At 58.7% G+C, this 26,502-nt stretch carries 29 protein-coding genes; 14 read left to right on the top strand and 15 right to left on the bottom strand.

What is annotated here, in order from left to right; genetic code table 11:
• The first annotated feature begins 3 nt into the window (after positions 1-3).
• The gene (locus ACZ0A4_RS06555) at positions 4-1,395 is read left to right on the top strand and encodes an aldehyde dehydrogenase family protein (RefSeq protein ID WP_463573681.1); all 1,392 of its coding nucleotides are present in this window, start codon (positions 4-6) and stop codon (positions 1,393-1,395) included.
• A gap of 117 nt (positions 1,396-1,512) precedes the next feature.
• Here the strand turns inward: ACZ0A4_RS06555 and ACZ0A4_RS06550 are convergent, their stop codons facing one another.
• Positions 1,513-2,682, bottom strand: a complete 1,170-nt coding sequence (locus ACZ0A4_RS06550; protein WP_463573679.1) for an acetyltransferase domain-containing protein — start codon at positions 2,680-2,682, stop codon at positions 1,513-1,515.
• A gap of 209 nt (positions 2,683-2,891) precedes the next feature.
• On the opposite strand from ACZ0A4_RS06550, the gene ACZ0A4_RS06545 reads away from it, so the two are divergent.
• Positions 2,892-3,488 (top strand): paraquat-inducible protein A, encoded by a 597-nt coding sequence (locus tag ACZ0A4_RS06545; protein WP_463573678.1) that lies wholly within the window; start codon positions 2,892-2,894, stop codon positions 3,486-3,488.
• Positions 3,485-4,171, top strand: coding sequence for a paraquat-inducible protein A (locus ACZ0A4_RS06540; protein WP_463573677.1), 687 nt, complete (start codon positions 3,485-3,487; stop codon positions 4,169-4,171). Before ACZ0A4_RS06545 ends, ACZ0A4_RS06540 begins: the two co-directional genes overlap by 4 nt.
• On the opposite strand, the gene ydiJ is transcribed toward ACZ0A4_RS06540, so the two are convergent.
• A complete protein-coding gene (ydiJ, locus tag ACZ0A4_RS06535; protein ID WP_463573676.1) occupies positions 4,104-7,130 on the bottom strand; it encodes a D-2-hydroxyglutarate dehydrogenase YdiJ in 3,027 nt (1,008 codons plus the stop codon). The genes ACZ0A4_RS06540 and ydiJ overlap by 68 nt on opposite strands.
• Positions 7,131-7,287: 157 nt before the next feature.
• Between ydiJ and ACZ0A4_RS06530 the strand changes: the two genes are divergently transcribed.
• Positions 7,288-8,172, top strand: a complete 885-nt coding sequence (locus tag ACZ0A4_RS06530; protein WP_463573675.1) for a LysR substrate-binding domain-containing protein — start codon at positions 7,288-7,290, stop codon at positions 8,170-8,172.
• A 111-nt stretch (positions 8,173-8,283) separates the two neighbouring features.
• Here ACZ0A4_RS06530 and ACZ0A4_RS06525 read toward each other — a convergent pair whose 3' ends face one another.
• Complete coding sequence (locus ACZ0A4_RS06525) at positions 8,284-9,558, bottom strand: glucarate dehydratase family protein (RefSeq protein WP_463573673.1); 1,275 nt, start codon at positions 9,556-9,558, stop codon at positions 8,284-8,286.
• Positions 9,559-9,588: 30 nt separating this feature from the next.
• Positions 9,589-10,956 (bottom strand): MFS transporter, encoded by a 1,368-nt coding sequence (locus tag ACZ0A4_RS06520; RefSeq protein WP_463573672.1) that lies wholly within the window; start codon positions 10,954-10,956, stop codon positions 9,589-9,591.
• A gap of 117 nt (positions 10,957-11,073) precedes the next feature.
• On the opposite strand from ACZ0A4_RS06520, the gene ACZ0A4_RS06515 reads away from it, so the two are divergent.
• Complete coding sequence (locus ACZ0A4_RS06515; RefSeq protein ID WP_463573670.1) at positions 11,074-11,973, top strand: LysR family transcriptional regulator; 900 nt, start codon at positions 11,074-11,076, stop codon at positions 11,971-11,973.
• Between the two features lie 127 nt (positions 11,974-12,100).
• Here the strand turns inward: ACZ0A4_RS06515 and ACZ0A4_RS06510 are convergent, their stop codons facing one another.
• Positions 12,101-12,706, bottom strand: coding sequence for a DUF6338 family protein (locus tag ACZ0A4_RS06510; protein WP_150730975.1), 606 nt, complete (start codon positions 12,704-12,706; stop codon positions 12,101-12,103).
• 175 nt (positions 12,707-12,881) lie between these two features.
• Complete coding sequence (locus ACZ0A4_RS06505; protein ID WP_463573669.1) at positions 12,882-14,087, bottom strand: NAD(P)/FAD-dependent oxidoreductase; 1,206 nt, start codon at positions 14,085-14,087, stop codon at positions 12,882-12,884.
• Between the two features lie 292 nt (positions 14,088-14,379).
• Here ACZ0A4_RS06505 and ACZ0A4_RS06500 point away from each other — a divergent pair, with 292 nt between their 5' ends.
• A complete protein-coding gene (locus ACZ0A4_RS06500; RefSeq protein WP_463573668.1) occupies positions 14,380-14,928 on the top strand; it encodes an RrF2 family transcriptional regulator in 549 nt (182 codons plus the stop codon).
• A gap of 76 nt (positions 14,929-15,004) precedes the next feature.
• Here the strand turns inward: ACZ0A4_RS06500 and ACZ0A4_RS06495 are convergent, their stop codons facing one another.
• Positions 15,005-15,340: a hypothetical protein gene (locus ACZ0A4_RS06495; protein ID WP_141127638.1), complete on the bottom strand. Its 336-nt coding sequence runs from the start codon at positions 15,338-15,340 to the stop codon at positions 15,005-15,007.
• A gap of 183 nt (positions 15,341-15,523) precedes the next feature.
• Here ACZ0A4_RS06495 and ACZ0A4_RS06490 point away from each other — a divergent pair, with 183 nt between their 5' ends.
• Positions 15,524-15,763, top strand: a complete 240-nt coding sequence (locus tag ACZ0A4_RS06490; RefSeq protein WP_065259780.1) for a hypothetical protein — start codon at positions 15,524-15,526, stop codon at positions 15,761-15,763.
• 63 nt (positions 15,764-15,826) lie between these two features.
• Here the strand turns inward: ACZ0A4_RS06490 and ACZ0A4_RS06485 are convergent, their stop codons facing one another.
• Positions 15,827-16,024, bottom strand: a complete 198-nt coding sequence (locus ACZ0A4_RS06485; RefSeq protein ID WP_034152400.1) for a hypothetical protein — start codon at positions 16,022-16,024, stop codon at positions 15,827-15,829.
• A gap of 224 nt (positions 16,025-16,248) precedes the next feature.
• On the opposite strand from ACZ0A4_RS06485, the gene ACZ0A4_RS06480 reads away from it, so the two are divergent.
• Entirely contained in the window at positions 16,249-16,611 is a 363-nt protein-coding gene (locus tag ACZ0A4_RS06480; protein WP_463573667.1) for an NUDIX hydrolase, read from the top strand.
• A gap of 4 nt (positions 16,612-16,615) precedes the next feature.
• Here the strand turns inward: ACZ0A4_RS06480 and ACZ0A4_RS06475 are convergent, their stop codons facing one another.
• The 3 genes from ACZ0A4_RS06475 to ACZ0A4_RS06465 all read right to left on the bottom strand — a co-directional run bounded on the left by ACZ0A4_RS06475 (position 16,616) and on the right by ACZ0A4_RS06465 (position 18,948).
• Positions 16,616-16,858: a DUF1652 domain-containing protein gene (locus tag ACZ0A4_RS06475; protein ID WP_397481720.1), complete on the bottom strand. Its 243-nt coding sequence runs from the start codon at positions 16,856-16,858 to the stop codon at positions 16,616-16,618.
• A gap of 111 nt (positions 16,859-16,969) precedes the next feature.
• The gene (locus tag ACZ0A4_RS06470) at positions 16,970-17,869 is read right to left on the bottom strand and encodes a polysaccharide deacetylase family protein (protein WP_463573666.1); all 900 of its coding nucleotides are present in this window, start codon (positions 17,867-17,869) and stop codon (positions 16,970-16,972) included.
• 131 nt (positions 17,870-18,000) lie between these two features.
• Positions 18,001-18,948 (bottom strand): ABC transporter substrate-binding protein, encoded by a 948-nt coding sequence (locus ACZ0A4_RS06465; RefSeq protein WP_141127642.1) that lies wholly within the window; start codon positions 18,946-18,948, stop codon positions 18,001-18,003.
• 293 nt (positions 18,949-19,241) lie between these two features.
• On the opposite strand from ACZ0A4_RS06465, the gene ACZ0A4_RS06460 reads away from it, so the two are divergent.
• The 4 genes from ACZ0A4_RS06460 (at position 19,242) to ACZ0A4_RS06445 (ending at position 22,388) form a co-directional block, all read left to right on the top strand.
• Positions 19,242-20,222: an aliphatic sulfonate ABC transporter substrate-binding protein gene (locus ACZ0A4_RS06460; protein ID WP_463573665.1), complete on the top strand. Its 981-nt coding sequence runs from the start codon at positions 19,242-19,244 to the stop codon at positions 20,220-20,222.
• A 61-nt stretch (positions 20,223-20,283) separates the two neighbouring features.
• A complete protein-coding gene (locus ACZ0A4_RS06455) occupies positions 20,284-21,126 on the top strand; it encodes an ABC transporter permease (RefSeq protein ID WP_463573663.1) in 843 nt (280 codons plus the stop codon).
• A 28-nt stretch (positions 21,127-21,154) separates the two neighbouring features.
• Entirely contained in the window at positions 21,155-21,835 is a 681-nt protein-coding gene (locus tag ACZ0A4_RS06450) for an SOS response-associated peptidase (RefSeq protein WP_463573661.1), read from the top strand.
• A 280-nt stretch (positions 21,836-22,115) separates the two neighbouring features.
• Entirely contained in the window at positions 22,116-22,388 is a 273-nt protein-coding gene (locus tag ACZ0A4_RS06445; RefSeq protein ID WP_141127646.1) for a hypothetical protein, read from the top strand.
• Between the two features lie 47 nt (positions 22,389-22,435).
• Here the strand turns inward: ACZ0A4_RS06445 and ACZ0A4_RS06440 are convergent, their stop codons facing one another.
• Genes ACZ0A4_RS06440 through ACZ0A4_RS06430 form a run of 3 tightly spaced genes read right to left on the bottom strand, consistent with a single transcriptional unit; the run spans position 22,436 to position 23,645 of the window.
• On the bottom strand, positions 22,436-22,582 hold the full coding sequence (locus ACZ0A4_RS06440) for a hypothetical protein (protein WP_174244442.1): 147 nt from the start codon (positions 22,580-22,582) through the stop codon (positions 22,436-22,438).
• A 53-nt stretch (positions 22,583-22,635) separates the two neighbouring features.
• A complete protein-coding gene (locus tag ACZ0A4_RS06435) occupies positions 22,636-22,947 on the bottom strand; it encodes an AzlD domain-containing protein (RefSeq protein WP_186623640.1) in 312 nt (103 codons plus the stop codon).
• On the bottom strand, positions 22,947-23,645 hold the full coding sequence (locus ACZ0A4_RS06430) for an AzlC family ABC transporter permease (RefSeq protein ID WP_016983007.1): 699 nt from the start codon (positions 23,643-23,645) through the stop codon (positions 22,947-22,949). Before ACZ0A4_RS06430 ends, ACZ0A4_RS06435 begins: the two co-directional genes overlap by 1 nt.
• 186 nt (positions 23,646-23,831) lie before the next feature.
• Here ACZ0A4_RS06430 and ACZ0A4_RS06425 point away from each other — a divergent pair, with 186 nt between their 5' ends.
• Entirely contained in the window at positions 23,832-24,206 is a 375-nt protein-coding gene (locus tag ACZ0A4_RS06425; protein WP_077573342.1) for a DUF2784 domain-containing protein, read from the top strand.
• On the opposite strand, the gene ACZ0A4_RS06420 is transcribed toward ACZ0A4_RS06425, so the two are convergent.
• Positions 24,207-24,734, bottom strand: a complete 528-nt coding sequence (locus ACZ0A4_RS06420) for a DUF3087 domain-containing protein (protein WP_463573660.1) — start codon at positions 24,732-24,734, stop codon at positions 24,207-24,209.
• 224 nt (positions 24,735-24,958) lie between these two features.
• On the opposite strand from ACZ0A4_RS06420, the gene ppnN reads away from it, so the two are divergent.
• A complete protein-coding gene (gene ppnN, locus ACZ0A4_RS06415) occupies positions 24,959-26,332 on the top strand; it encodes a nucleotide 5'-monophosphate nucleosidase PpnN (RefSeq protein ID WP_008085844.1) in 1,374 nt (457 codons plus the stop codon).
• The last annotated feature ends 170 nt before the right edge of the window (positions 26,333-26,502 follow it).

Here is a 26,502-nt window from a genome sequence, read left to right as displayed (position 1 = left end):
GCCATGAGCCATATTTCCAGCCAGACCCACGCCATCTCGATCAACCCCGCCACTGGCGAGCAGATTGGCCACTACGCATTTGAATCCGCTGCTGCCCTCGACGCCGCACTGACCCGCGCAGCTTTCGGCTTCGGTAAATGGAAGCGCAAGCCGTTGCAAGATCGTTCGCGCTTGTTGACCGCGCTGGCCACTGCGCTGCGTGAAACCAGCGATGCCATGGCGACGATGATCACTCAGGAAATGGGCAAGCCCATCGCCCAGGCTCGTGGCGAAATCGAAAAATGCGCGAAGCTCTGTGAGTGGTACGCCGAACACGGTCCGGCCATGCTCGACGCTGAGCCAACGCAGGTTGAAGGCGGCAAGGCGCGCATCGAATATCGCCCGCTCGGCCCGATTCTCGCGGTCATGCCGTGGAACTTCCCGATCTGGCAGGTATTGCGCGGTGCCGTGCCGGCGCTGATCGCTGGCAACACTTACGTGCTCAAGCATGCGCCGAACGTGATGGGCAGCGCCTATCTGTTGCGCGACGCCTTTACCCGCGCCGGTTTCGCCGATGGCGTGTTTGAAGTGATCAACGTCACTCCGGAAGGTGTTTCCACCGCCATCGCTGACCAACGCATTGCCGCCGTGACCCTGACCGGCAGCGTACGTGCCGGTATGGCCATCGGTGCTCAGGCCGGTGCCGCGTTGAAAAAGTGCGTGCTGGAATTGGGCGGTTCCGATCCATTCATCGTGCTCAACGACGCCAACCTGGATGAAGCGGTGCAAGCCGCTGTGATTGGTCGCTACCAGAACTCCGGCCAGGTTTGTGCCGCCGCAAAACGCCTGATCATCGAAGAAGGCGTGGTCGAAGAATTTACCAGAAAGTTCGTCGAGGCTACGCGTAAGTTGAAGGTCGGCGATCCATTGTCCGCCGAGACCTACATCGGCCCGATGGCGCGTTTCGATCTGCGTGATGAACTCGACCAGCAAGTGCGCGACACCCTGGAAGAAGGCGCCACCCTGCTGCTCGGCGGCGGCAAGTCGCAAGGCCCGGGCAACTACTACGAACCGACCGTGCTGGCCGATGTCACCGACCGCATGACCTCGTTCAAACAGGAATTGTTCGGCCCGGTCGCTTCGATCATCACCGCCCGCGATTGCGCGCATGCCGTGGCCTTGGCCAACGACAGCGAGTTTGGCCTGACGGCAACGATCTACACCGCCAACGTCGCACTGGCCCAGCAACTGACCAGCGAACTGGACACCGGCGGCGTGTTTATCAACGGCTACTCCGCCAGCGATCCGCGCGTAACCTTTGGCGGCGTGAAGAAGAGTGGTTTCGGTCGCGAACTGTCGCACTTCGGCGTGCGCGAATTCTGCAACGCGCAGACCGTTTGGCTGGATCGCAAATAATCCAGACACCGGAAAAACCGGTGGGAGCGAGCTTGCTCGCGAAGGCGGTAAGTCAGGCAGCTTAATTGCCACTGACCCACCGCGTTCGCGAGAAGATTCGCTCCCACAATCGGCTGCTTACAAATACTTCAGCCAGGCGATGTCACGGCGATGGGCCTTCAACGCCGAGAACCAGCGCACGGCCGGGAACAGCCCGATCGCTAGAATGATCGCCGCCAGCCAGATCGCCGCCACCGAGGAGAATCCAAAATAGCTGCCCTGATTCAGCCCGAACAGGGCCACGCCGATCAGGTACAACACCTTCAACGCGTACAGGTGCAGCAGATAGAAAAACATCGGCGCCGAACCGAACACGGTCAAAACGCGAATCCAGCGACGATCCTGTACACGCTCGAACAGCAGCAGCAACAACAGCCCGGCGCTGACGGTCAGCGCGATAAACAGCAGCGACGGTGGGTACTTGGTGATGTTGAAAAAACTCATCAGGGTTTGCACCGACGTGTCGCCCACGGCCCACGGTTTCTCGCCATAGCCGTTGATCAGTCGCAGCCCGACAAAACCGAGCAGCCCGGCGCTACCCGCGATCAGCAAATGCCACTGACGCAAACCCGCTTCAACGCCGCGAGCAAACCACGGCCCCAGCGCATAACCCAGACCGATCACACCGATCCACGGCAACAACGGATACGACGTGCGCAGGCGCAGAGTGTCGCTGACGTCGATCCAGCCGCGATCATGCAGAATCGCCCACGGCACATGCAGCGCGGACTCCACCGGGAAATGCAGGCCGTCGAGCAGGTTGTGCCCGACAATGATCACCAGGCTCAATGTCAGCAACAATCCACGCGGCAGCCAGACCAGCAGCGACAACGCAATCATGCTCAGACCGATCGCCCAGATCACTTGCAAATAAATCACGCTCGGCGGCAGCTGGAAGGTCCAGGCGAAGTTGACCAGGGTGAATTCCAGCAGCACCAGAAACAGCCCACGCTTGAACAGGAACGCACTGACGTCGGCCTTGCCTGCGTACTTCTCGCCAAACAACCACGCTGACAATCCGGTCAGTAACACAAACACTGGCGCGCACAAATGCGCCAGGGTACGACTGAAGAACAGCGCCGGTTCCGTGCTGGCAATGTCCATCGGGTCGCTGACCTGCCGGTGCAGCACAAAGGTTTCACGCACGTGATCCAGCAGCATGAACAGAATGACCAGGCCTCGGAGGGCATCAATGGACAGCAGCCGGCCAGTGGTCAAAGGGGCAGAACGAGGAAGCACAATCGTCATGAGCGTTTCGCAATCGAAGGGATAACCGCAGGCGTCTACAACGAGCGCCCTGAAATTTTCGTTACCTTATAACACTAAAAAGCAAATAACCCCGCTCAAACGACAGTGATTCTCAAAAAAACTTCGACCCGGCAAGTTGCCCAATAGGCTCAGGCTTCTATAGTGATCAGGTCTGCCGCGCCCTTGCGGCCTGCTGTCGAGCGTTGTCCATGGTCAACACCGAACACCTGATCATTTGCGAGCACTGCGACTGCGTGTACGAAAAAGTCGTGCTGGTCAAACACCAGAAAACCTCGTGCGTGCGTTGCGGCGGCGTACTGCAGCGCTTCAACGGTTTGACCGTGGAACAGCGTCTGGCCCTGACGTTCACGGCGGCGGTGCTGTGGCTGTTCGCCAATTTCTACCCGGTGATGAGCATCAGCATGAAGGGCCTGAAAAACAGCGCGACGCTGTGGGATTCGGTGCTGGCGCTGAGTCAGGGACCGATTACCTTTATCGCCATGGTCGCAGCCATTGCAATCATCATTGCCCCGGCATTTCAACTGGTGCTGCTGGTCTGGGTACTGAGTTTCGCCCTGTCATCGCAACGCGCACCGGGTTTCAAGGTGTGCATGCGCTGGCTGGAAACCCTGCGCCCGTGGAGCATGCTCGAAGTATGTTTGCTTGGCGCTATGGTGGCGGTGTTCAAACTCGCCGGGCTGCTCGATGTGTTGCCCGGCATCGGCCTGTTTGCGCTGGCGGCACTGAGTTTGATGATGATCAGGATCGCCGGCCGCGACATCCGCGACCTCTGGGACATTCTATGAAGCGACCACCGACCGCCAGCGAGCTCAATCTGTGCCTGTGCCACAGCTGCGGGCTGGCCTGCGACATGAGCGACGAGCCGCATGAGTGCCCGCGCTGCGATGCCCCGCTGCATCGGCGCAAGACCAATTCGCTGACGCGCACCTGGGCTTACATGTTCGCCGCCCTGGCATTTTACGTGCCGGCCAATCTGCTGCCGGTGATGAATACGGTGATGCTCGGCAATGGCGCCGACAGCACAATCATGAGCGGCGTGCTGGAGTTCTGGGAGGCTGGCGCGTGGGACATCGCGCTGATCATTTTCATCGCCAGCATCGCGGTGCCGGGGGTCAAGTTTGTCGCCCTGACGTTGCTGCTGATTACGGTAAAGCGCGACAGCACCTGGGCGCGCAAGGAGCGCTCGAAGCTGTACCGCTTCGTCGAGCTGATCGGCTATTGGTCAATGCTCGACGTGCTGGTGGTGGCGCTGGTCGCAGCATTGGTGAAGTTTCAGGCGCTGGGCGATATCGAGCCACGACCGGGCATTCTGTTTTTCGGCCTGGTCGTGGTGTTTACCATGCTCGCGGCGATGAGTTTCGATCCGCGCCTGATCTGGGACAAGGACAGCGACGGCGACCTCAGCGACGCAGAACCTCAAGCAAGACCTGCAACGGATGACGCAGTGCCTGATCCGACTGGCGCTTGACCTGACTGCGGCAGGAATAACCGGTCGCCAGTGCTTCGCCCTTCTGCGTCGGCGCGTCTACCTGCCGGGCCCACGACTGCTCGTAGATCACCGCTGAAGTTTCACGATTACGCGCCTCGTGGCCATACGTGCCGGACATGCCGCAGCAACCGGTGGCTTGCGTGGCCAGCTTCAATCCTGCACGTTCGAACACCTGTTCCCACTGGCGAGTGGCGGCCGGGGCGTTGGTTTTCTCGGTGCAATGGGCAAGCAAGCGGAACGACGCGGTTTTGTCCTGAGGCAACTGCTCCGGCATGACCTTAAGCAACCACTCCTGCACCAGCGCCACTTCCGGGCATTGCGCCATGCCCGGCACCTTCAGGTATTCCTGGCGATACACCAGCGTCATCGCCGGATCGAGGCCCAGCAACGGCACGCCCACATCCGCCAACTCACGCAGTTGCCGGGCGTTGCGCAATGCTGCGCGGTTGAACGCCGAGAGGAAGCCTTGCACATGTAACGGCTTGCCGTTGGCGCTGAACGGTGCCAGATAGACCTGATAACCCAGACGCGAAATCAACTCGACCAGATCGGCCAACAATGGCGCTTCGAAGTAGCGGGTGAAGGCGTCCTGCACGATGACCACGCTGCGCTCGCGTTGCGCTGGGGTCAGCGCCGCCAAGGTCGAAGCCGTTGCTGGCTGCACCTGCCAACGGCGCATCGCCGCATGGAAATCAAAACGACTGAGCAACGGCACGTCGATCATGCCGCCGACGCGTTCCAGCAGTCTGCGAACGAATGAAGCGCCCATCAAACCGTTGTACAGCGCCGGAATCCGCGCCAGGTGCGGGATGCTGTACTCCAGCGAGGCGATCAGATAATCCCGCGCCGGACGCAGATAACGGCTGTGATACAGCTCAAGAAAGCGCGAACGAAACTCCGGCACATTGACCTTCACCGGGCACTGCCCTGCACAGGATTTGCACGCCAGGCAACCGGCCATGGCGTCATAAACTTCGTGCGAGAAATCCTCGGACTGCGCACGGCTGTTGCGCCAGCGCTGCCACAAGGTGCTGAAAAACGCCGGCTTGCGTATGGCATCGGACAACACGTCGACACCCGCCTCTCCCTGCAAACGCAACCACTCACGAATCAACGACGCGCGGCCCTTGGGCGACTGAGCGCGTTCACGGGTGGCTTTCCATGACGGGCACATGGCGTCATCAGGGTCGAAGTTGTAGCAGGCGCCGTTGCCGTTGCAATGCATGGCCGCGCCGTAGTCCTGCCAGACTTTTTCATCGATCTGCCGATCCAGTTCTCCGCGCAATGTGACTTCGTCGATCTTCAGCAGCGTTGCGCCAGTGTTGGCCGGGGTGGCGATCTTGCCCGGGTTGAACTGGTTGAACGGGTCGAACGCGGCTTTCAAGGCTTGCAGGGCCGGATACAACTCGCCGAAGAATGCCGGGGCATATTCCGAACGCAGGCCTTTGCCGTGCTCGCCCCACAACAGGCCGCCATAACGCTGGGTCAACGCGGCGACACCATCGGACACCGGACGCACCAGCGCTGCTTGCTGCGGGTCTTTCATGTCGAGAATCGGTCGCACGTGCAGCACGCCTGCATCGACGTGACCGAACATGCCGTACTGCAAACCGTGGCTGTCGAGCAGGTCGCGCAACTCGGCGATGTATTCGGCCAAGTGCTGCGGCGGCACCGCAGTGTCCTCAACGAACGGCTGCGGCCGCGCTTCACCGGCAACGTTGCCGAGCAGGCCCACTGCACGTTTGCGCATGCCGTAGACCTTGTTTACCGCTGCGTGGCCGACCGCCAGCGTGTGGCCCAGACGCTCGACCGTGCGGTCGCTGCTCAAGTGGTCGACGAACGCCTCGACCCGGCGCTGCAAATCCTCCGGGTCGTCGCCGCAGAACTCCACCAGATTGATGCCCAAGGTTGGGTACTCGGCGCTCTCCGGGAAATACTCGGCGACGCCGTGCCAGACGATGTCCTGCATCGCCAGCAGCAAGACTTTCGAGTCGACGGTTTCGATCGACAACGGCTTGAGCGCCATCAAGGCGCGGGCGTCGCGCAGTGCGTCCATGAAGCCGGCATAGCGGATGTTCACCAGCATCGTATGCTTGGGAATCGGCAATACATTCAGCCGCGCTTCGACGACAAAACCCAACGAGCCTTCAGCACCGCACAGCACGCTGTTGAGGTTGAAGCGATTGTCCGCCTCACGCAGGTGCGCGAGGTCATAACCGGTCAGGCAGCGGTTGAGATCGGGAAAACGCGCTTTGATCAGCTCGCCCTGCTCATCAATGATCTGCCGGGCGCAACGATAGACTTCGCCGACGCGATCTTCGCGGGCACACAGCGCTTCAAGTTGTTTTTCCTCAAGGGGCAACCCGTGCAGACGCTCACCGCCGCGCAACACCATGGCGAGTTCGAGCACATGGTCGCGGGTCTTGCCGTAGCTGCAACTGCCCTGACCGCTAGCGTCGGTGTTGATCATGCCGCCGACGGTGGCGCGGTTGGAAGTCGACAGTTCCGGGGCGAAAAACAGCCCGGCGGATTTCAGCGCAGCGTTGAGCTGATCCTTGACCACCCCGGCCTGCACCCGCACCCAGCGTTCCTCAACATTGATTTCGAGGATGCGGTTCATGTGCCGCGACAGATCGACGACGATGCCATCGGTCAGCGACTGGCCGTTGGTGCCGGTGCCGCCACCGCGTGGAGTGATCACCACTTGCTGGTACGCCGGCTCGGCGATCAGTCGTGCGACCCGCGCCACGTCCTCGGCATCCAGCGGAAACACCGCCGCTTGCGGCAGGCGCTGATAGATCGAGTTGTCGGTTGCCAGCACCACGCGGCTGGTGTAATCGGCGCTGATTTCACCGCGAAAACCGCTGGCTTTCAGGGCTTCGAGGAACTGCTGGTAATCGCCGGTCAGGGCTTTGGCGGGGGACAGCTGGGCAATCATCGGTCAGGTTATCTCGGTCAAATCGGGCCGCGTGGCGGTGAACAGTTGTACGCAACGAATGATTGCGTCAGGCTCCGCCATCTCATGGTGCCCATGTTCATTACTGGCGAACGCCGGGACAACCGTAAATTCGACCCGCTATTGATGACTTTTACGAATGAATCCGCGCACGCTCACCCCTTCCATGTCGTTATTGCTGGCCTTTGAGGCCGCCGCGCGCCATGAGAGCTACACCCGCGCCGCCCACGAACTGTCGCTGACGCAGAGTGCAGTCAGCCGTCAGGTACAGATTCTGGAGAAGATGCTCGGCATGCGCTTGTTCAGCCGCGAAGGCCGGCAAGTGGTGCTCACCGATGTCGGGCGCATGTATCAGCGCGAACTCGCCGAAGCGCTTGGGCAGATTCGCAGTGCGACGCTGCAGGCCATGGCGTTCGGCTCGGGCATTCACAGCTTGCGCCTGGCGACGCTGCCGACCTTCGGCTCGAAATGGCTACTGCCGCGCCTCAAGGATTTCTACACCGCGCACCCGGGCATGACCGTGCATTTGCATTCGCGTATCGAAGCAATCGACTTCGATACCAGCGAAATCGATGCAGCGATCTGTGTCGGTGGCGGTGACTGGCCGGGGCTGACCGCCCTGCCCCTGCACACAGAAGAACTGGTGGTGATCGCCAGTGCGCAGCTGTCCGCCGCCGAGCGCGATAACGCCGAACAGCAAATCGCCGGGCAATTGCTGCTCAATGTCAGCAGCAATGCGCAGGCGTGGGCGGAATGGTTCAGCCATCACGGCTTGCCACACCGCAGCATGCGCATCGGACCGAGTTTTGAAATGACCTCGCACTTGATTCAAGCGGTGCGGGCGAACATCGGTGTGGGGCTGGTGCCGAGGATTCTGGTCGAGGATGAGTTGCTGAATGGCGAGTTGCTGCAACTGGGCGAGCCGATCACCAGTCGACGCAGCTATTACCTGGTGTATCCGCCGCGCAATGAGAATTTGCCGTCACTCAAAGCGTTTCGCGATTGGCTGGTGCATACACTCTGAAGAATGAGTCGCCCCTTTTCGCGAGCAAGCTCGCTCCCACAAAGGATTTGTGAACGCCACAGATCAAATGTGGGAGCGAGCTTGCTCGCGAAGGGGCCAGCGAGAACGACCTCAAAACCGTGGCTTGACAGCCCTCCAGTCCGGCTTATAGCGCTGCATCTGCCGCACATCGTCCCGCTGACGAATCCCGCAGGTCAGGTACTGATCATGCAGCTTTCCCAACTGCTCATGATCCAGTTCCAGCCCAAGCCCCGGCGCCCGAGTGATCTTCACGCAGCCATCGACAATCGGCAGTTTGCCGCCCTTGATCACCTCTTCATCCGGCTCCTGCCACGGGTAATGCGTATCGCAGGCGTAATCCAGATTCGGCACGGCGGCCGCGACATGCGCCATCGCCATCAGGCTGATGCCCAGGTGTGAATTGGAATGCATCGACACACCAACGCCGAACACATCGCACATTTTCGCCAGCGTCTGCGTGTCACGCAGGCCGCCCCAGTAATGGTGGTCGGCGAGAACAATCTGCACGCTGTTTTGCGCTACGCTGCGGCGGAACTCATCGAAATCGGTCACCACCATATTGGTCGCCAGCGGCAGACCGGTGCGCTTGTGCAGCTCGGCCATACCGTCGAGGCCCGGGGTCGGGTCTTCGTAATATTGCAGATCATCGCCGAGCAATTCGGCCATGCGAATTGAGGTTTCCAGTGACCAGTTACCATTCGGATCAATGCGCAACGGGTAACCGGGGAAGGCTTTTTTCAGCGCCTTGATGCACGCCACTTCATGCTCCGGCGGCAACGTGCCGGCCTTGAGTTTGATGCTTTTGAAACCGTACGCCTCGATCATCCGCGCGGCTTGCGCAACGATCTGCTGCTCGCTGAGTGCTTCGCCCCAATTATCCGGTTTGTAAGGCGAATCGACATGCTGCGCATACTTGAAGAACAGGTAGGCGCTGAACGGCACTTCATCACGAATCGCACCGCCGAGCAGATCCACCAGCGGCACGTTCAGGTAATGCGCCTGCAAATCGAGGAAGGCCACTTCGAACGCCGAGTAGGCATTGCTCACCGCTTTGCTGGCGTGGGAACCGGGTGCCAGTTCGGCGCCGGCAAGACTGGCCGGTTTGTTCGCGGCAACGGTGGCCTGCACGATGGCGCGTAACTGGTTGAGGTTGAACGGATCAAGGCCGATCAGCTGTGACTGCAACTGCTGCTGGATTGCCAGCGCCGGGGCATCGCCATAGCTTTCGCCGAGGCCGATGTAGCCGTTGTCGCTTTCGATCTCGATGATCGAACGCAGGGCAAAGGGTTCGTGGATGCCGCTGGCGTTGAGCAGCGGCGGATCGCGGAAGGCAATCGGAGTCACAGTTACGCGGGTGATTTTCAAGATAACGCTCCTGACAGATCAACAATCAATTCAATGGCTCGCGGCCGGGCTGGCCGCTGCAACAACGGCGGTCTCGTCATGGGGCTTTGCGAGTTTTTTGCCTTTCGCGCCAGGCGCCGTGCGGGCAAAGAAGATCACCACCGCAGCGACCAGTGACGTCGCCGCCAGGCCATAAAGTCCGCCCTCGATCGAGCCGGTGGTTTCTTCGAGGAAGCCAAACGCGGTCGGCGCGACGAAGCCGCCGAGGTTGCCGATGGAGTTGATCAGGGCGATCACCGCAGCGGCGATGCGCGCATCCAGATAGCTTTGCGGGATCGGCCAGAACAACGCCGACGCAGCCTTGAAGCCGATAGCGGCGAAGCAGATGGCGACGAAGGCGAAGATCGGACCGCCAGTGGTCGACATGAACATGCCGATCGCCGCGATCACCAGCGTCAGCGCCACCCAGGCTTGCTGGAATTTCCACTTGCCAGCCATTGCCGCGAAGCCGTACATGGCGACAATCGAGATGATCCACGGAATCGAATTGAGCAGGCCAACCTGGAAATCACCGAGATTGCCCATCTTTTTGATCATGCTCGGCAGCCAGAATGTGGCGCCGTAAATGGTCAGGGCAATGGAGAAGTAGATGAAGCAGAACAACGCAATCTGCCGGTCCGCCAACAGTTTGAACATCGACGGTTTGGCCACCTGCGACGCCTCACGAGCGCGCTGCTCCTGGGCAATCGCCGCCACCAATGCTTCGCGCTCTTCTTCGCTCAGCCACTTGGCCTGACGCGGATGCGATTGCAGCCAGAACCAGACGAATGCGCAAAGCACCACTGAAGCCGCGCCCTCAATCAAAAACATCCACTGCCAGCCATGCAGGCCCAAGCCGCTGATGTGCAGCAGCGCACCGGACACCGGGCCGGAGATTACCGAGGCAATGGCCGAGCCGCTGAGAAACACCGCCATGGTCTTGCCGCGCTCGGACGCCGGTAGCCATTGGGTGAAGTAATAAATGATCCCCGGAAAGAACCCCGCCTCCGCTGCACCGAGAATAAAGCGCAACACGTAGAAACTGGTTTCCCCTCTGACGAAGGCCATGGCCATGGCCGCTGCGCCCCAGGTGAACATGATCCGCGTCAGCCAGACCCGCGCCCCGTAACGTTGCAGGAGCATGTTCGATGGCACTTCGAACAGCGCGTAACCCACGAAGAACAAACCGGCACCGAGGCCGTAAGCCGCCGCGCCGATGCCCAGATCGGTTTCCATGTGACTGCGCACAAAACCGATGTTGACCCGATCGATGTAGTTGACGATGAACATCACCACGAACAGCGGCAGCACGTGGCGCTTGACCTTGGCGGCGGCACGGGCGAGAACCGTGACGTCCAGCGGACTCTGGAGGGTTTTCAAGGGCGACTCCCGATCTTGTTTTTTTAGGAATGGCGTGAAGCGTTGAGCCGATCATGGACGGGGTCATTGATCCCGTCTAATCTAACTTGGCATTCGATTGATACCCGGATTAGATCAATGTTCGAACTGACCCAACTGCGCTGCTTCACCACCGTCGCCACCGAACTCAACTTTCGCCGCGCTGCTGAGCGACTGAACATGACCCAGCCGCCGCTGAGTCGGCAGATTCAATTGCTCGAACATCACCTCGGCGTCGAGCTGTTCACCCGCAGCACTCGCAGCGTCGCGTTAACAGCCGCCGGCCGGGCCTTTTTCATCGAAGCACAGAACCTGCTGGAACGCGCGCAACAAGCGGCAGTTACCGCCCGGCGGTTTGCCGAGGGCGACATCGGGTCGGTGAACATCAGTTTTGTCGGCAGCGCGGTGTATGAGTTTCTGCCCAAGGTGATCGCCGAGGCGCGACTGAAGCAGCCGCAGGTGAAAATCGATCTGTCGGAAATGAACACATACCAGCAACACGAAGCCCTGCGCGCGCGCCGCATTGATCTGGGCATCGCCCGTGCGCCGCTATTGGAACCGGGCTACGCCACAGAGTGTCTGGTGCGCGAACCGTTCGTGCTGGCGGTGCCGAGCGGACATCCATTGGCGACAGCGACTGAAGTGGCGGTCAGTGATCTGGATAAACAACCGTTCCTGATGTATTCCCACGCCGCGTATCCGCCATTCAACGAACTGCTGACCGGCATGCTGCGCTCGGCTCGGGTCGCGCCGGATTATGTGCAGTGGCTGGGGTCGTCGTTGACGATTCTGGCTCTGGTCAACGCCGGCATGGGCCTGGCACTGGTGCCGCGTTGCGCTACCAGTGTGGTGTTCAGAAATGTGGTGTTCCGCGAGATCGATCTGGGCGAAGGTGTGCAGAGCGAGCTGCATCTGATCTGGCGGGAGAACAACGACAACCCGGCGTTTGCGATGTTGCTGGAAGCGATTCGCCGGGCGGTGGCTGAGGGGTGGGGCTAAGGAAAATACTAGCCCTTCAGCGGTGGTGGAGCGCTCGGCGCTCTGGGCTGAGCATTTGCCACTGGCTTGCCATCTTTTGTGTAACGACGCGCGACCCATTCTGGCATTGGCTGCGGTGCTCTGGCTGTCATAACGAAACCTCCGATTTCGGGCCGAATTCGACCCACTTGACCTTGCCGGAATCTATCAGCAAAAACTCAGCACCAAAAGGCACCTCTGCCCCTTCGGCATCCAGCCAACAGGGATTCTGCATCACGAACTGGCCACTGCTGGATTCCGGTGGCCACTCCACGGGCCAGCCAAACACGCGCCTTTCGTCGTTCAAATGCAGTGTGACGAGACGATGGTGTTGGGCAAAAATGCTGAACCATTCGCTGGGATAGGAAGTTTGTTTCGTGACATTTCGACTACGTAACCAGCCATGCAATTTGTCATTCGTAGCCAGATAGCAGGAAAGCAACCCGAGCGTCACCGACACAACGAATGCCCATATTGTTTCCGCCTTGGCATCCCAACGTCCGACAGAAAAACCTTTCGAGCCTACCCACAAACACATTGCCCCAATTCCCAAAACCGCTCCCTGAATCACAAACGTAAAAATCAGCGCCTGCACAATCTGCCCGAACGTATCCGGTCGTTTGAAAGCCGTCAGCGAATAAAAAATCCACGCCGACAAAAACCCGGGAATCAGGTACTGCAACAGCGGAATAACTTCTTTGACCAGATCATCCATGATCCGAGACTCCTTGAAAGGTCATACCGGCCTGACTATCCACCAGCCCTCAAAAGCCTAGTGCACACAACGGCCAATCCTCGCGCGCAACTGTCACCGTTCATTTCGTGCCATCACCCTTCGTGCGGACAAAAAAATCCCGCTCAAGGAGCGGGATTCATTGACGCTGCGAGGATTATGCAACCACTGGAATCAGCGGATCCGCCGCCGCCAACGCACTCACACGATCAGCCGCAGGCGGATAGATCCACTGAGTGTTGATCTGCGTTTTCAGGGTTTTGCCTTCCTGCTTGACCAGTTTCACCTGACGATCCCAGCCTTCGGTGTAAACCGCGCCCCAGGCACCGAGGTCCAGACAGGTCACGTATTTCGGCTGGCTGTACGGCGTCGGGTCGATCCCGAGAATCTGCGCAGCGACGTTGTTGCCAGCGTGTCGACCCAGCGAAATCGCGTGCTGGCAGGTCATCAGCGCGTAGTTGCCGATGTCGTCGGTGGCGGCGTAGGCGACATCGCCAGTGGCGAAGATGTCGTCCTGACCGATGACTTTCAGGTGGGCATCGACGTGCAGGCGACCTTGTTTGTCGCGCTCTGCGGGGATCTGTTCGGTCAACGAACTGGCGCGCACGCCGGTGGTCCAGACCACGGTTTTCGCCTCAATGTGCTGACCGTCCGAAAGCGTTACGCCGTTGGCGTCGACTGACTGCACCGACACGCCCAGACGCCATTCGACGCCCAACTCTTCGCTGGCTTCGAGGATGGATTGGCTGATTTCTTCACCCATCGACGCGCCGATCTTCTGCCCGCGATCAACGATGATCACGTTGATGTCGGCCTGTTCGCCAAGAATCTCGCGCAGACGGCCGGGCATTTCGGTTGCTGTTTCGATCCCGGTGAAACCCCCGCCCGCCACCACCACGGTATTGCGCGCCCTGGTTTCGGGAAGGTCTTTCAAGGATTTCAGATGTGCTTCCAGACGAATCGCCGCTTCGATCTGATCAACGTCAAATGCGTACTGCGCGACACCCGGTGTGGCCGATTGCGCCAAACCACTGCCGCTGGCCAGAACGAGTTTGTCGTAGTGGAAAACCTGCTTGTTGCCGGATGCATCGGTGTAACCGACGGTTTTTTTCGCCACATCGATGGTTTCGGCTGCGCCTTTGATGAAGTGAACGCCGACTGCTTCGAACAGCTCAAGCAACGGAGCGGCCAGTTGATGAGCATTCGGCTCATAGAAGCGTGGACGTACGCGCAACTCGGCCTGCGGCGCGAGAACGCTGATTTCGACGTCGTCGCGACCCTGCAGGTCAACCAGACGCGTAGCGCTCAACGCCGACCACATGCCGCCAAAACCTGCGCCGATTATCAGAATCTGCTGCTTCATTGTGTTTCTCCAGAAACGCCCGACGGTGGAAAGAGGTGAAATCGAATTCGTCGCGAGCCAGCCCTCGCCAACCCAATACCGCCGACTTTATTGGTCGGATATAAAACCGACAAGTCAGATTATCCGATAGATTCAATCGGACTTATCGATAGTTATTGCGCTGGATCAACTTAAGAAAAACTCCATTCAATGAGTAAACAAGCGGCTTTCATGGTCTATCAGCCCTATGAGACCGATTGCCGACTTCTGTTCAGACTGCTAGCATGTACGACAAATAAAGTCGGATTTACATATGTCTCTTTACAGCGCAGGCGTCGAATACGGCATTCATTGTCTGGCCTTTCTGGTCACCGGGAGCGGCGATACTCGCGAGGCAAGCGTACGGGACCTCGCCGAACTGCAAGGCGTACCGGTGGAATACCTGGCGAAAATCTTCACCAAACTGGCCAAGAGCAAACTGGTGGTGGCGTCTGAAGGTGTGCGCGGCGGATTCAGCCTGGCGCGGCCGGCCGACGAAATCACCCTGCTCGACATCGTCAAAGCCATCGACGGCCGCAAGAATATTTTCGAATGCCGCGACATTCGTGGGCGTTGCGCACTGTTTGAAGGCAATGCGCCGGAGTGGGCCATCGACGGTACGTGCTCGATTCACGCAGCCATGATGACCGCGCAGCAGCGCATGGAAGAAGCGCTGGCCCAACAGACGATTCTCGATATCGCTAGAAAGGTCGGACGCAAGGCGCCGAAGGAGTTCGGCCAGCAAGTCGAAGACTGGATTCAAGATCGACGGGAGAAAAAAGGCAACGTCGGCAGCATCCCGCTAGTCGACATTTCCGACTGACGTTTCAGCCTGAAAGCAATCAAAAAAAGCAGAAACCGTCGAGCCGGTTTCTGCTTTTGTGCATCCAGAAATATGGTTACAGGCAGTCACGCACCGACTGGCGCAACGACCCGGACTTCGCCCACGGCGGCCCCTGATACAACGAAACCCGACTGCCATCCTTGTACTTGACGATATCGAGAATCTCATCGGCAGTGATGATGCTCGGCGCGGTGATGCGGTAGCCGTTGGAAATCGAGGTCTGCGAGGTTTTCGCAACATCCCGCTGCCACAACGGTAATACACACGCGGCATAGTCCTTGGGCGTTTTGACGCTGGTCTTGCTGACATTCGGCTCACCCGGCACCAACGACGTCGGCAACGAACAACCCGTCAACAGGGCCAGCGCCAGACTCCCGATCCATATCCGCATAGTGTTTTCCTGATCTGAAAAAATAAATGTAGCGCGTAACCGGGTGCACATCCATCGTGGCACCGCGCCCTCGGCGCAATCTGCACAACTTTTCACAACCGCCCGGCTTACTGACGAACAGGCTTTGCCCACCGACGAAAAATGCGACTACTCTTTTCTACCGAGAATGTTCTGGAGGTGATCATGCGGCTCAATGAATACGAACACGAACTTCAACGCGACCTGCAAAGCGTTGCATCGGACTTGAGATGGTCGGCGGTCGACCTGAAGCGTATCGCGGAACAACTGCGCAAATCCGGCAACGAGGCGGATGCGCAAACCGTGCTGAGATCCTGCGAGGTGCTGCAAAGCGATGAAGAACGGCTGCAACTCTATGCCAGGGAAGTGAAAGCCCGCGCCATCAGCCGAACCAAGGTCCACTGAGACCACCCTCCCCCAAAACAAAAGCCCCGACATATGCCGGGGCTCTTTCGATACAGCTGCTTGTCAGTGGGTTTTGTGACTTTGCGCGCGCGTCGAGCGTTTTTTGTAGCCAGGCAGTGCGGCGGCATAAGCCAGCGCCTCCTCCCGGCTGCCAAACGACGCCAGCCGATCGCCCTGGGTGCAAACCCGCCATGGGCCATTGTTCACGCTAAGCACGTCATAGCCGTTCATGTGCATCTTGTTCAACATCGGCATGCTCATGGACACCTCCATTTTTTGCTAACGGTCAGATCCAGCTTCACGCTTTTACCTTACACCTTGATCCGCCCGAAATGCCAACCGGGCGTCGCAAGCTGCAACGGTCAGGGATCTGGCACTTTTCGCTGTAATCAACGCTCAAAATTCCAATGAACCCTTGCCGCAGGCCTCGGCTCAAATATTGCAGTTTTATTTCTTTTTTGTGACAGGCAGTAAACAGGTAACAGATGAAAGTACGTGCAACCGTTATATGCGAGCAGGATCGCCATATTCTCCTGGTGCGCAAACCGCGCTGTCGCTGGACATTGCCCGGTGGCAAGGTCGAGCCCGGAGAAACCCACGCGCAGGCCGCCGTACGCGAATTGCAGGAAGAAACCGGCCTGAACGCCGACGACGTGTTGTATTTGATGGAACTGCAGAGCGGCAGTACGCGGCACCATGTCTATGAAGCGTCAGTGCAGGATCTTGAACAAGCGCGGCCGCAGAACGAGATCATCGATTGCATCTGGCATCCGCTGGACGCAGTGCGCAATCTGAACACCAGCGAAGCGACGTTTCGCATCGTTCAAGCATTTCAACGACGTTTATAAGGCGTTAGCCGGCGAACGCTCGGCGGCCGGCGCTCATTTCGGTGCGTAATTCACCGATGAAGTTGGAAATGTCACGAATCGTGACGAGGTGTTCCGGGGAGACGCCATTCAACAGCAACTCGACTCGCCCGCTGTCCGGCTCATACACCTTGATTTGCAATAGCCCCTGCGTGCTCGGAATGCAATCGCACTTGAACGCAGGAAAGCCGGATTCGACAATCCGGCAAATATCGGTAATGGCAAGCATGAGTGAACGCCTCGCAGGCGATGGGTCGATCGACTTGTAGAGCATAGATGAGCAATGTGTGTCCCGCTCGACACAAAAATGCCAACCCGATCCCAACTTTCAAGCACGCCGTCAATGCGCGTCGTGATCCCAGATCCAGTTCCACATCCCCGGTAAATTCACCGACTCCGAACTGTTCTCCACGGTACGCGCCAGCGCGGCTTTCTCAAGTTCAGCGCGATCATCATAGAAAGGCTTGTCCGCCAGCTTCACGCCCGTGACAGCGGCGCTATCCAGCAGAATCTGCAAATATTCGCGGGTGTGCCGCGCGGTATAGCGGTTGAGATCATGAAACGTCACCACGACCGGGATGACCCCGTCCACGGCGGGCAATTCGCCACGGGCGATACGTTCACGGACTTCGGATAACTGTCGCAGCATGTTTGCCCGACGGCGCGGGCTGGCATTGAAGCCCCAGATCTTGCCGTCGTTGGCGCTTAAATCCGTCAGCAACACGTGCAAACCGTGCTGCTGATAGGCGGCGAAAGTGCGTTTGTCGTAGTTCCAGAACGGCGGGCGCAGCAAGGTCGGCGGCGCCCCCGTAATGGCGGCAATATCAGCCGTGCCGTTGGTCAACGACTCTTCGAGTTCTTGCGGGTCGAGCAAGCGATGATTGGTGTGCCAATGGGTCGCTGTGTGAAACGCGAGGATGTGCCCCTCCTCATACTCACGTCGCATGATGCCGCGACCGATCTCACTGTTGCCCGCTCGCGGTGCACGCGTCTGCACGAAGAACACCGCTTTGATATTCGACATCAGCGGATTGTCCTTGAGACCGTCGAGCACCGTGGCTGATGGATTCCAGAAACTCGAAGCGCTGGGGCCGTCGTCGAATGTCAGCAGAAAACGCACTGGCGCCTGGGTCTTCAGGCGTGTTTCGGTTTGCGCGGTCATTTCTATCGGGGCGGCGATACAACCGGCCAGCCCGAGCGCAATCAGCGCGGCACAAATAAGTTTGAATCCGGATGTCATGTTTTGCCTTGAGCACGGCGGCTGCCGTCATGTGGTCGATTGGCAAAACTCCCTCGCCCCTATCCATCCCTGCGCTCGGATATTCGAGCCGAGATTGGATAAGGTACACAGGGTTTGATTCCGACGCTCGCTCAGTGAGCCAATGCCTGTTGAAAAGACGTGTCGATAATTCCAGCGGTGGCCAACGGAGCTGGCAGCGCTTTCACTTTGAACAGGAAATCGGCAGTGCTTTGCAGATCCGTCGCCGCTTGCGTGTCCACCGGCCCGACCGTCATGTGCGCCTGACGCAACCAGTGGCGCGACACCTGCTGATCGAGATTGGCTTTCTTCGCCCACAGATCGGCGTATTCGTCCGTGTGGCTGTCGACCCAGGCCCGAGCCTGTTTCAAACGACCGAGAAAATCCGCAATCGCTGCACGTTTGCTGTCGATGGACGGTGTCGACGCCGCGATTGCGCTGAGCCCCGGCATCAGGTTTTTTGCAGTCAGGATCGGCCGCGCGCCGGAGAACACGATCTGCTGGGAAATGTACGGTTCCCACACCGGGAAGGCATCAATACTGCCCTGCGGAAGCGCTGCGGCGGCATCGATCGGCATCAATTTGACGAAGTCGACGTAGTTTTCCGGCAGACCGCCCTGCTCCAGAGCGCGCAAAGTCAACTGCTGACTCCAGGCTCCGGGCCAATAAGCGACCTTCTTGCCCTTCAAGTCGGCGATGGTTTTCACCGGAGAATCCTTGGGCACCAACAACGCGATGGTGTCCGGATTCTGCCGCGATACGCCAATCAGTTTCACCGGCGCCTGCTTGGCGGCCAGAAACAGAAAACCGGAATCGCCCAAAAAACCCAGGTCCAGCGATCCGGTTTGCAAGGCTTCCGCCAAGGGTGCTGCGGCCTGGAAGTGTTTCCAGTCGACGGTATAAGGCGCGTCTTTCAACACGCCGGAGGCCTCCACCGATGCACGGATGTTGTAGTAGTTCTGATCGCCGACATGCAGGACCAATGGCTCGGCTGCGTAAGAAAGCGGCGAGGTGAATAGTGCAGTGATTAACGCACGGCGTAGGAAACGAGAAAGCTTCATGGCGAGTCCTGCAAAGGTAATTGCATAGACCATAACGCTGTTGATTCATGGATTTTAAATTCGATAAATGCATAAGCTCATCACAGTTGATACCTGCTGTTCGCTTGGCAACAGTGGCGAATCACACTGTTGTCCACGCAACAGCTGAATACTCGGATCAGCCCTTAAACCCCTTATAAACCGGCGCTTTCAAGCACATGGCACAGAGCCTGCAATATTCCATTCATGCAGGAAGCATTCGATAAAAATATCTTTTTTGACATAAGAAACCTGTGCCTTTGCCGGAGCGCCCCATGACATCGTTCTTTCCTCGACTTAAAACCCTGCTGGCTGCCAGCGCAGTGGCACTGAGCCTGCAACCACTCGCCCACGCGACTGAAACCGCTCCGGCGGAAGTGCATCTCGACTACGCCTATTACTCGCCAGTCAGTCTGGTGCTCAAGCACTTCGGCTTCCTCGAAAAAGCCTTGCCACAGACCAAGGTCAGCTGGGTACTGAGCCAGGGCAGCAACCGCTCGCTGGAATACCTCAACAGCGGCGGCGTGGATTTCGCTTCCAGCGCCAGCCTCGCCGCCGTGCTAAGCCGCGCCAACGGCAGCCCGATCAAATCGGTCTACGTCTACAGCCGCGCCGAATGGACAGCGCTGGTGGTGCGCAAGGATTCTCCTTACCAGACCGTCGCCGACCTCAAGGGCAAAAAGATCGCCGCCACCAAGGGCACCGACCCGTACCTGTTCACCCTGCGCAGCCTGCAACAGGCCGGGCTGAAAAAAGACGATGTGGAACTGGTTCACCTGCAACATCCGGACGGCCGCACGGCGCTGGAAAAAGGTGATGTCGACGCTTGGGCCGGACTCGATCCGCACATGGCCGCCAGTCAGGTTCAGGCCGGTTCGCGCCTGCTCTATCGCAATCCGGCGTTCAACAGTTATGGCGTGGTCAGCGTCACCGAGCAATACGCCAAAGAACATCCGCAAACCATCGACACCGTCATCAAAGCCTACGAACAGGCACGCGACTGGGCCTTGAAAAACCCCGATGAATTCGCCGCCCTGCTCGCCAAGGAGTCCGGCTTGCCGCTCGACGTGGCCAAGCTGCAACTGTCACGCACCGACCTGAGCAGCCCGCAACTCACTCACCAGGACATCAGCGCCTCCAAGACAGCGGCGCCGATTCTGGTCTCCGAGGAACTGGTGCGCCGTGGGGTGAATGTCGATCAAGTCATCGATCAATTGCTCGACAGCGGCGTGCGGCAAGCCGTCGCCCACCAGTAACCGATCAGTCTCACGACAAATCCGCGCCCGCCGCGGATTTGTCGTGAGCGGAGCCAAAACCATGACCGCTCAGAGCAAAGACCTGCCCGCGCCACTCACCGTGTCCCGTCGGCGCGCAACGGGTTTGAATCCGACATGGCAGCGCCGCTGCAAAGGCCTGGCCCTGCCCCTGCTGATCATCGTTGCACTGGAAATTATCGTACGCATCGGTTGGCTGCCGTCCTACCAGATGCCGGCGCCTAGCGAAATCGCGCTGACCCTCACCGACCTTGCCGAAGGCGCGTTGTGGAAGCATATTGGCGCCAGCCTGATTCGGGTGTTGCTGGGGTTTGCCATTGGCGCCAGTCTGGCATTGGTGTTTGCTGCCTGGGTCGGTTTGAGCCGCGAAGCCGAAGCCTATCTGGAGCCGACTTTTGCAGCGCTGCGTTCCATTCCGAGCCTGGCCTGGGTGCCGCTGCTGCTGTTGTGGCTGGGCATCGACGAGACGTCGAAAATTGTCTTGATCGCTATCGGCGCGTTCTTTCCGGTGTACGTCAACGTGGTCGCGGCCATTCGCAACATTGATCGCAAACTGGTGGAAGTCGGCCGCATCTATGGCTTCAGCCGCTTGCAACTGGTGCGACGAATATTGCTTCCGGCCGCCCTGCCCGGCCTGTTCACCGGGTTGCGCAGCGGCATGAGCCTGGCGTGGATGTTTCTCGTGGCAGCGGAGTTGATCGCGGCCACCAAGGGCCTGGGCTATCTGCTCAGTGACGGTCGGGAAACCTCGCGGCCGGACATCGTACTGGCCGCGATCATCGTGCTCGCCTTGCTCGGCAAAATCAGCGACGGCTTGCTGGCCATGCTCGAACGCCGCTGGCTGAGCTGGCGCGACACATTCACCGGCCAGGGCACCAGCGACTAAGCTGATATCTCCAACCGGAGATCGGCCCATGTGCGGAAGACTCTCGCAGTACCGTGGCATTCATGACTTCGTCGCGGTGCTGAGCATTCCCGACGCGTTGATCAATCACGTCGGCGATGCACCGCTTGATCGCTACAACGCGGCGCCGACCACCGCGCTGGCCGTTCTGCATCAACAAGGACAACACCTGCAGGCCGACAATCTGCGCTGGGGCTGGCGCCCGCATTGGGCCAAAGATCGCCCACCACCGATCAATGCCCGGGTCGAGAAAGTCGCCCATGGCCCGTTCTTCCGAGGGATCTGGCGACATCGTTTGATTGTGCCCGTGGACAACTGGTTTGAATGGGTCGATAGCGCAGACAAAACACGACAACCATGGCTGATCCGTCGCGCGGATCACGAAGCGGTTTTCTGCGCAGCCATCGGACAATTTCCGACAGCCGAAACGCCAGCTCGGGATGACGACGGTTTCGTGATCATCACTGCCGATGCCGTCGGCGGCATGCTCGATATCCATGATCGCCGACCAGTAGTGTTTCGTGCAGAGCTGGTGCATGAATGGCTGGATCCTGCGACTCCCGTTGAGCGCGCCGAGCAAATGCTGCTGTTCGAAGGTGAACGCAGCGAAATGTTCGAATGGCATAAAGTCGGCAAAGCCGTCGGTAACGTACGCAATCAGGGTGCCAGTTTGATTATTCGGCAAACTTAAACATTTGCCGACTTCACGCGTTTATCAATGCAGGCGCTGTCGAAAGCTGCGCCTGCAGGTGACGCAAGGCCGTTACAACAACTGTTTCATCTTTGAGACGCTGCAGATAAAACACACGTTCGAATGAACTAACCGCCTGTCTGACATTTCAACCGTCATACATACATTTATATGCACTACGGCTAGCATGCGCGCCGCATTTCCATTTGGTATACCAGTTGACCAAAGAGTCAACAAACCAGGAACCCCCTAACGTCTACAAGCCTTGCAGAGAAATAAGTTGCGCGACGATTTTGCAATCAAACAGGTCAGCGGCCTGGAGTGTATTTATCTGTCGATGACAGAACGCTTTGAACTCGACTGTTTTATCGGCCACTACATCAAGACCCGAAACCTGCGTTCCGTACCCGATATCGACCGTATCTTGCGCACCACCCTCGAAGCGTATCCCGGCCACCCACCGGTGATGGTCAACGAGTTGAATGCGTGGATTGACCGAACCTTGGGATATCGGGCCACACACCCCGATTTCACGCAGTTGGACGATCTCTGAAACCACAAAAAAGCCCTGCATTTGCGGGGCTTTTTCGTAGAAGTCACTCAAAACTTGCGGTCAGGATCGGAAAGCTCTCGGCCATCATCGTGCTTCCAGGTCTGTTCCTTGTGCTTTTCACGCTCTATTTCTTCTTGCGTCGGTTCGTCCGTATCTTCGTCATCCGTGTCTGGATGCTTTTGCTCAGTCGCCATGCGCACCTCCCGTTATCAGTAAACCTCGATCCCTGAAGCGTAGAACAGACACCTTACAGCCACCAGCGCAGCAAGAAGAAGAACGCCATGCTCAACAACATGCTGAGCAAAGTACTGCGCGTGTATATCACCAGTACGATCGCCACCAGCGAACTAAGCAAATATGGATTATCCCACTGCAGATTCAGCTGTTTGTCGGGCATGAAGACAATCGGCCCACAGATAGCGGTCAGCATCCCCGGTACCGCAAACCCGAGAAACTGTCGCGCATTACTGCTCAGACGCACCGGTAAACGCGGTTCGAGAAACACGTAGCGATTGAGAAACACCAGAATCCCCATGCCGAAAATCACCGCCCAAACCATCATGTACGCTCCCGATACAGCTTGTTGCAGATAAACCCGGCAGTCATTCCGGCCAGCCCCGACAACACCAGGGCCGAGCCCCATTGCCAGTAACTGAACAGCACCGAACAAAACAGTGACACCGCCACGCAAACCACCGTCGGCACGTTGCGTACCACCGGTGTAATCAGGGCGATGAAGGTGGCAGCAATCGAGAAGTCCAGCCCCAGGTGTTCAAGCCCCGGAATGCTGCTGCCGAGGACAATACCGGCCAGGGTGAACAGATTCCACGCGATGTAGAACGTCAGGCCGACGCCGAGCGCATACCAGCGATTGAATTGTTGACGATCATGCTGACTGGTCAGCGCAAACAACTCATCGGTGAGCAAAAAACCCAGACCTATGCGCCAGCGCCCCGGCAACGGCGAAATGACCGAACGCATACTCATGCCGTACAGCAAGTGCTGCGACGTCAGCAGCAGCGTGGTCAGCAGAATCGAGAAAATCCCCGCCCCGCCTTTGAGCATACCGATCGCCACCAGTTGCGCAGCACCGGCAAACACGATGCTCGACAAGCCTTGGCCTTGCAGCGGCGTGAGATTGGCTTCGATCGCCATGGAGCCGGCCAGCAGTCCCCATGGCGCGGTGGCCAGAGACAACGGCATGATTGCCGCAGCGCCGCGAAGGAACGCACTGCGCGGCATAAGGGAATCAGACATAAACGTTCTTCAACCAGGAAAACGGTCGAAGACTGTGCCAGCCATTTCGCCTTTCTGGCTTGAACAATCTTGCGCACTTGTGGGAAATCGGCCGGATGCGCGCGCAATTCGCTGATTTTCGCACTGACCTTTGATCCCCTGACCGGCGTAACATAGCGCCATTCACAATTGCGTCAGGGAGACGACATGCTGTACCGAATCGCAGCCGACGGGCTGGTGCTGTTCCACTTGTGCTTCATTTTGTTCGTGCTGTTTGGCGGGCTGCTGGTCCTCAAATGGCCACGATTGATGTGGCTGCATTTGCCGGCTGCCGCTTGGGGCGTGGCGGTCGAGGTGTTGCACCTGACCTGCCCGCTGACCTACTGGGAAAACCTCATGCGCCACGCCGCCGGACAGACTGAATACGCCGGCGGTTTTATCGAGCATTACATCTGGCCGATCATCTACCCGGCCGGGCTTACCCCGCAGATTCAACTGGCGCTCGGCAGCGTGGTGCTGGCGGTGAACCTGCTGGTATATGGCCGCTTGATCCGTTCGTGGAAGCTGCGTCGAGCGCTGTAATCAGCGCGACGTCGGCTTCAAGGCTCCGAGCCAGGCCGGATCCAGGCGCGTCTGCTCGGTATCGAGCCCCAGTGCCTGCATCCGTTCCTTGTGTGCTTCAGCTTCCCGCCACAGTTGCCCATGATCGCTGGAGTTGCCATCCAGCTCGTGCATTTGCGTCAATCCCAGATGATAGAAGCGCAAAACCTTCATCGCCGTCGGATCGTTCTGCTCCACCGCCGCAGTGACCTGATGCATCACATTGGTGATGCTCATCAGACTGCGCTTGAGCCGCCAGCTATACACCGCTGGCGCCATCCAGCTCTGATTCCAGAAACGCCCGCGCAATAACGCAGCCGTCAGCAGAAACGCGACAAACACCCCGCCGACATTGAAGCGCAGGTTATCGCCGCCAGGCTCGCCGAACAGCGCCACCGCCGCGCTGGAAAACAACATCGCCAGCACCAGGAACAGCACGGCGATGATGATCGTGCTGCGTCGGGTCTGCTGGCGAAAGGTGGCGGCGTCCATCGGCTGAATCTCGAACATCACAAATGACTTCCTTGAGCGACAAAAGGGCTAACTGAAAAAACCGGCCGGCGCATTATCGCCTCTAGCGCGGATTTAGCTATGCTGGGGCTCCTTTTCATCTTTTCAGCGTCCAACGGGGACATGGCGGTACAGCGCAGATCGTGCCATCTTCATTCATGGATACACACTATTCGGATGCCATTCGCCTGGTTTTGGGATGACATCGTTTTAAGGATCATTGCATGACCCAACGACACGTAATCAATGCCTCGGTCAGCCCGAAAGGCAGCCTGGAAACCCTTTCTCAACGTGAAGTCCAGCAACTTAGCGAAGCCGGATCCGGCAGTACCTATACCCTCTTCCGCCAGTGCGCCCTGGCCATCCTCAATACCGGCGCCCATGTTGATAACGCCAAGACCATTCTCGAAGCCTACAAGGACTTCGAAATCCGCATTCACCAACAGGATCGCGGCGTACGCCTGGAGCTGCTGAACGCTCCGGCCGATGCCTTCGTCGACGGCGAAATGATCGCCAGCACCCGTGAAATGCTCTTCAGCGCCCTGCGCGACATTGTCTACACCGAAAATGAACTCGATAGCCAACGCATCGACCTGACCACTTCGCAGGGCATCAGCGATTACGTATTCCACCTGCTGCGCAACGCGCGCACCCTGCGCCCGGGCGTCGAGCCGAAGATCGTCGTGTGCTGGGGCGGCCACTCGATCAACACCGAAGAATACAAATACACCAAGAAAGTCGGCCACGAACTGGGCCTGCGCAGCCTCGACATCTGCACCGGTTGCGGCCCGGGGGTGATGAAAGGCCCGATGAAAGGCGCGACCATTGCCCACGCCAAACAGCGTATTCATGGCGGTCGCTACCTCGGTTTGACAGAACCCGGGATCATCGCCGCCGAAGCGCCGAACCCGATCGTCAATGAGCTGGTGATCCTGCCGGACATCGAAAAACGTCTGGAAGCGTTCGTGCGCGTTGGCCACGGCATCATCATCTTCCCGGGCGGTGCCGGTACCGCGGAAGAATTCCTCTACCTGCTGGGCATCCTGATGCACCCGGACAATAAAGGACTGCCATTCCCAGTGATCCTCACCGGGCCGAAGCACGCCGCGCCCTATCTGGAACAACTCGACGCCTTCGTCACCGCGACCCTCGGCGAAGCAGCCAAGCAGCACTACGAAATCATCATCGACGACCCGGCCGAAGTCGCGCGGCAGATGACTCAAGGCCTGAAAGCGGTGAAGCAGTTCCGCCGCGAGCGCAACGATGCGTTCCACTTCAACTGGCTGCTGAAAATCGACGAAGGCTTTCAGCGTCCGTTCGATCCGACCCACGAGAACATGGCCAACCTGAAACTGCACCGCGACCAGCCACCGCATGAACTGGCGGCCAACCTGCGCCGGGCGTTCTCCGGGATCGTTGCCGGCAACGTCAAGGACAAGGGCATTCGTCTGATCGAAGAACACGGGCCGTATCAGATCCGTGGTGATGCGGCGATCATGCAACCGCTCGACGCACTGCTCAAAGCTTTCGTCGCCCAGCACCGGATGAAACTGCCGGGTGGCGCGGCGTATGTGCCGTGTTATCGAGTGGTGGCGTAACCAATCCCGGGCCACACACAAAACCTGTGGGAGCTGGCTTGCCAGCGATAGCGACAGATCAGAAACACTTATGTTCTCTGACACACCGTCATCGCTAGCAGGCTAGCTCCCACAGTGGTTTTTGGGTGCACACACATTTTGCATTCACTCCGATCAAATGTGGGAGCGAG

The organism is Pseudomonas sp. AC172, from assembly GCF_979258595.1.
This window is presented reverse-complemented; position numbering and strand designations above follow the sequence as displayed.

What these genes read in the sequence shown, in the direction of transcription:
- ACZ0A4_RS06460 (WP_463573665.1), top strand. Translation starts at nt 19,242, where the DNA reads ATGACATCGTTCTTTCCTCGACTTAAAACCCTGCTGGCTGCCAGCGCA.
- ydiJ (WP_463573676.1), bottom strand. Translation starts at nt 7,130, where the DNA reads ATGATTGCCCAGCTGTCCCCCGCCAAAGCCCTGACCGGCGATTACCAG.
- ACZ0A4_RS06490 (WP_065259780.1), top strand. Translation starts at nt 15,524, where the DNA reads ATGCGGCTCAATGAATACGAACACGAACTTCAACGCGACCTGCAAAGC.
- ACZ0A4_RS06480 (WP_463573667.1), top strand. Translation starts at nt 16,249, where the DNA reads ATGAAAGTACGTGCAACCGTTATATGCGAGCAGGATCGCCATATTCTC.
- ACZ0A4_RS06540 (WP_463573677.1), top strand. Translation starts at nt 3,485, where the DNA reads ATGAAGCGACCACCGACCGCCAGCGAGCTCAATCTGTGCCTGTGCCAC.
- ACZ0A4_RS06485 (WP_034152400.1), bottom strand. Translation starts at nt 16,024, where the DNA reads ATGAGCATGCCGATGTTGAACAAGATGCACATGAACGGCTATGACGTG.
- ACZ0A4_RS06435 (WP_186623640.1), bottom strand. Translation starts at nt 22,947, where the DNA reads ATGGTTTGGGCGGTGATTTTCGGCATGGGGATTCTGGTGTTTCTCAAT.
- ACZ0A4_RS06455 (WP_463573663.1), top strand. Translation starts at nt 20,284, where the DNA reads ATGACCGCTCAGAGCAAAGACCTGCCCGCGCCACTCACCGTGTCCCGT.
- ACZ0A4_RS06425 (WP_077573342.1), top strand. Translation starts at nt 23,832, where the DNA reads ATGCTGTACCGAATCGCAGCCGACGGGCTGGTGCTGTTCCACTTGTGC.
- ppnN (WP_008085844.1), top strand. Translation starts at nt 24,959, where the DNA reads ATGACCCAACGACACGTAATCAATGCCTCGGTCAGCCCGAAAGGCAGC.
- ACZ0A4_RS06430 (WP_016983007.1), bottom strand. Translation starts at nt 23,645, where the DNA reads ATGTCTGATTCCCTTATGCCGCGCAGTGCGTTCCTTCGCGGCGCTGCG.
- ACZ0A4_RS06555 (WP_463573681.1), top strand. Translation starts at nt 4, where the DNA reads ATGAGCCATATTTCCAGCCAGACCCACGCCATCTCGATCAACCCCGCC.
- ACZ0A4_RS06420 (WP_463573660.1), bottom strand. Translation starts at nt 24,734, where the DNA reads ATGTTCGAGATTCAGCCGATGGACGCCGCCACCTTTCGCCAGCAGACC.
- ACZ0A4_RS06545 (WP_463573678.1), top strand. Translation starts at nt 2,892, where the DNA reads ATGGTCAACACCGAACACCTGATCATTTGCGAGCACTGCGACTGCGTG.
- ACZ0A4_RS06510 (WP_150730975.1), bottom strand. Translation starts at nt 12,706, where the DNA reads ATGGATGATCTGGTCAAAGAAGTTATTCCGCTGTTGCAGTACCTGATT.
- ACZ0A4_RS06440 (WP_174244442.1), bottom strand. Translation starts at nt 22,582, where the DNA reads ATGGCGACTGAGCAAAAGCATCCAGACACGGATGACGAAGATACGGAC.
- ACZ0A4_RS06530 (WP_463573675.1), top strand. Translation starts at nt 7,288, where the DNA reads ATGAATCCGCGCACGCTCACCCCTTCCATGTCGTTATTGCTGGCCTTT.
- ACZ0A4_RS06450 (WP_463573661.1), top strand. Translation starts at nt 21,155, where the DNA reads ATGTGCGGAAGACTCTCGCAGTACCGTGGCATTCATGACTTCGTCGCG.
- ACZ0A4_RS06465 (WP_141127642.1), bottom strand. Translation starts at nt 18,948, where the DNA reads ATGAAGCTTTCTCGTTTCCTACGCCGTGCGTTAATCACTGCACTATTC.
- ACZ0A4_RS06470 (WP_463573666.1), bottom strand. Translation starts at nt 17,869, where the DNA reads ATGACATCCGGATTCAAACTTATTTGTGCCGCGCTGATTGCGCTCGGG.
- ACZ0A4_RS06495 (WP_141127638.1), bottom strand. Translation starts at nt 15,340, where the DNA reads ATGCGGATATGGATCGGGAGTCTGGCGCTGGCCCTGTTGACGGGTTGT.
- ACZ0A4_RS06475 (WP_397481720.1), bottom strand. Translation starts at nt 16,858, where the DNA reads ATGCTTGCCATTACCGATATTTGCCGGATTGTCGAATCCGGCTTTCCT.
- ACZ0A4_RS06550 (WP_463573679.1), bottom strand. Translation starts at nt 2,682, where the DNA reads ATGACGATTGTGCTTCCTCGTTCTGCCCCTTTGACCACTGGCCGGCTG.
- ACZ0A4_RS06505 (WP_463573669.1), bottom strand. Translation starts at nt 14,087, where the DNA reads ATGAAGCAGCAGATTCTGATAATCGGCGCAGGTTTTGGCGGCATGTGG.
- ACZ0A4_RS06515 (WP_463573670.1), top strand. Translation starts at nt 11,074, where the DNA reads ATGTTCGAACTGACCCAACTGCGCTGCTTCACCACCGTCGCCACCGAA.
- ACZ0A4_RS06500 (WP_463573668.1), top strand. Translation starts at nt 14,380, where the DNA reads ATGTCTCTTTACAGCGCAGGCGTCGAATACGGCATTCATTGTCTGGCC.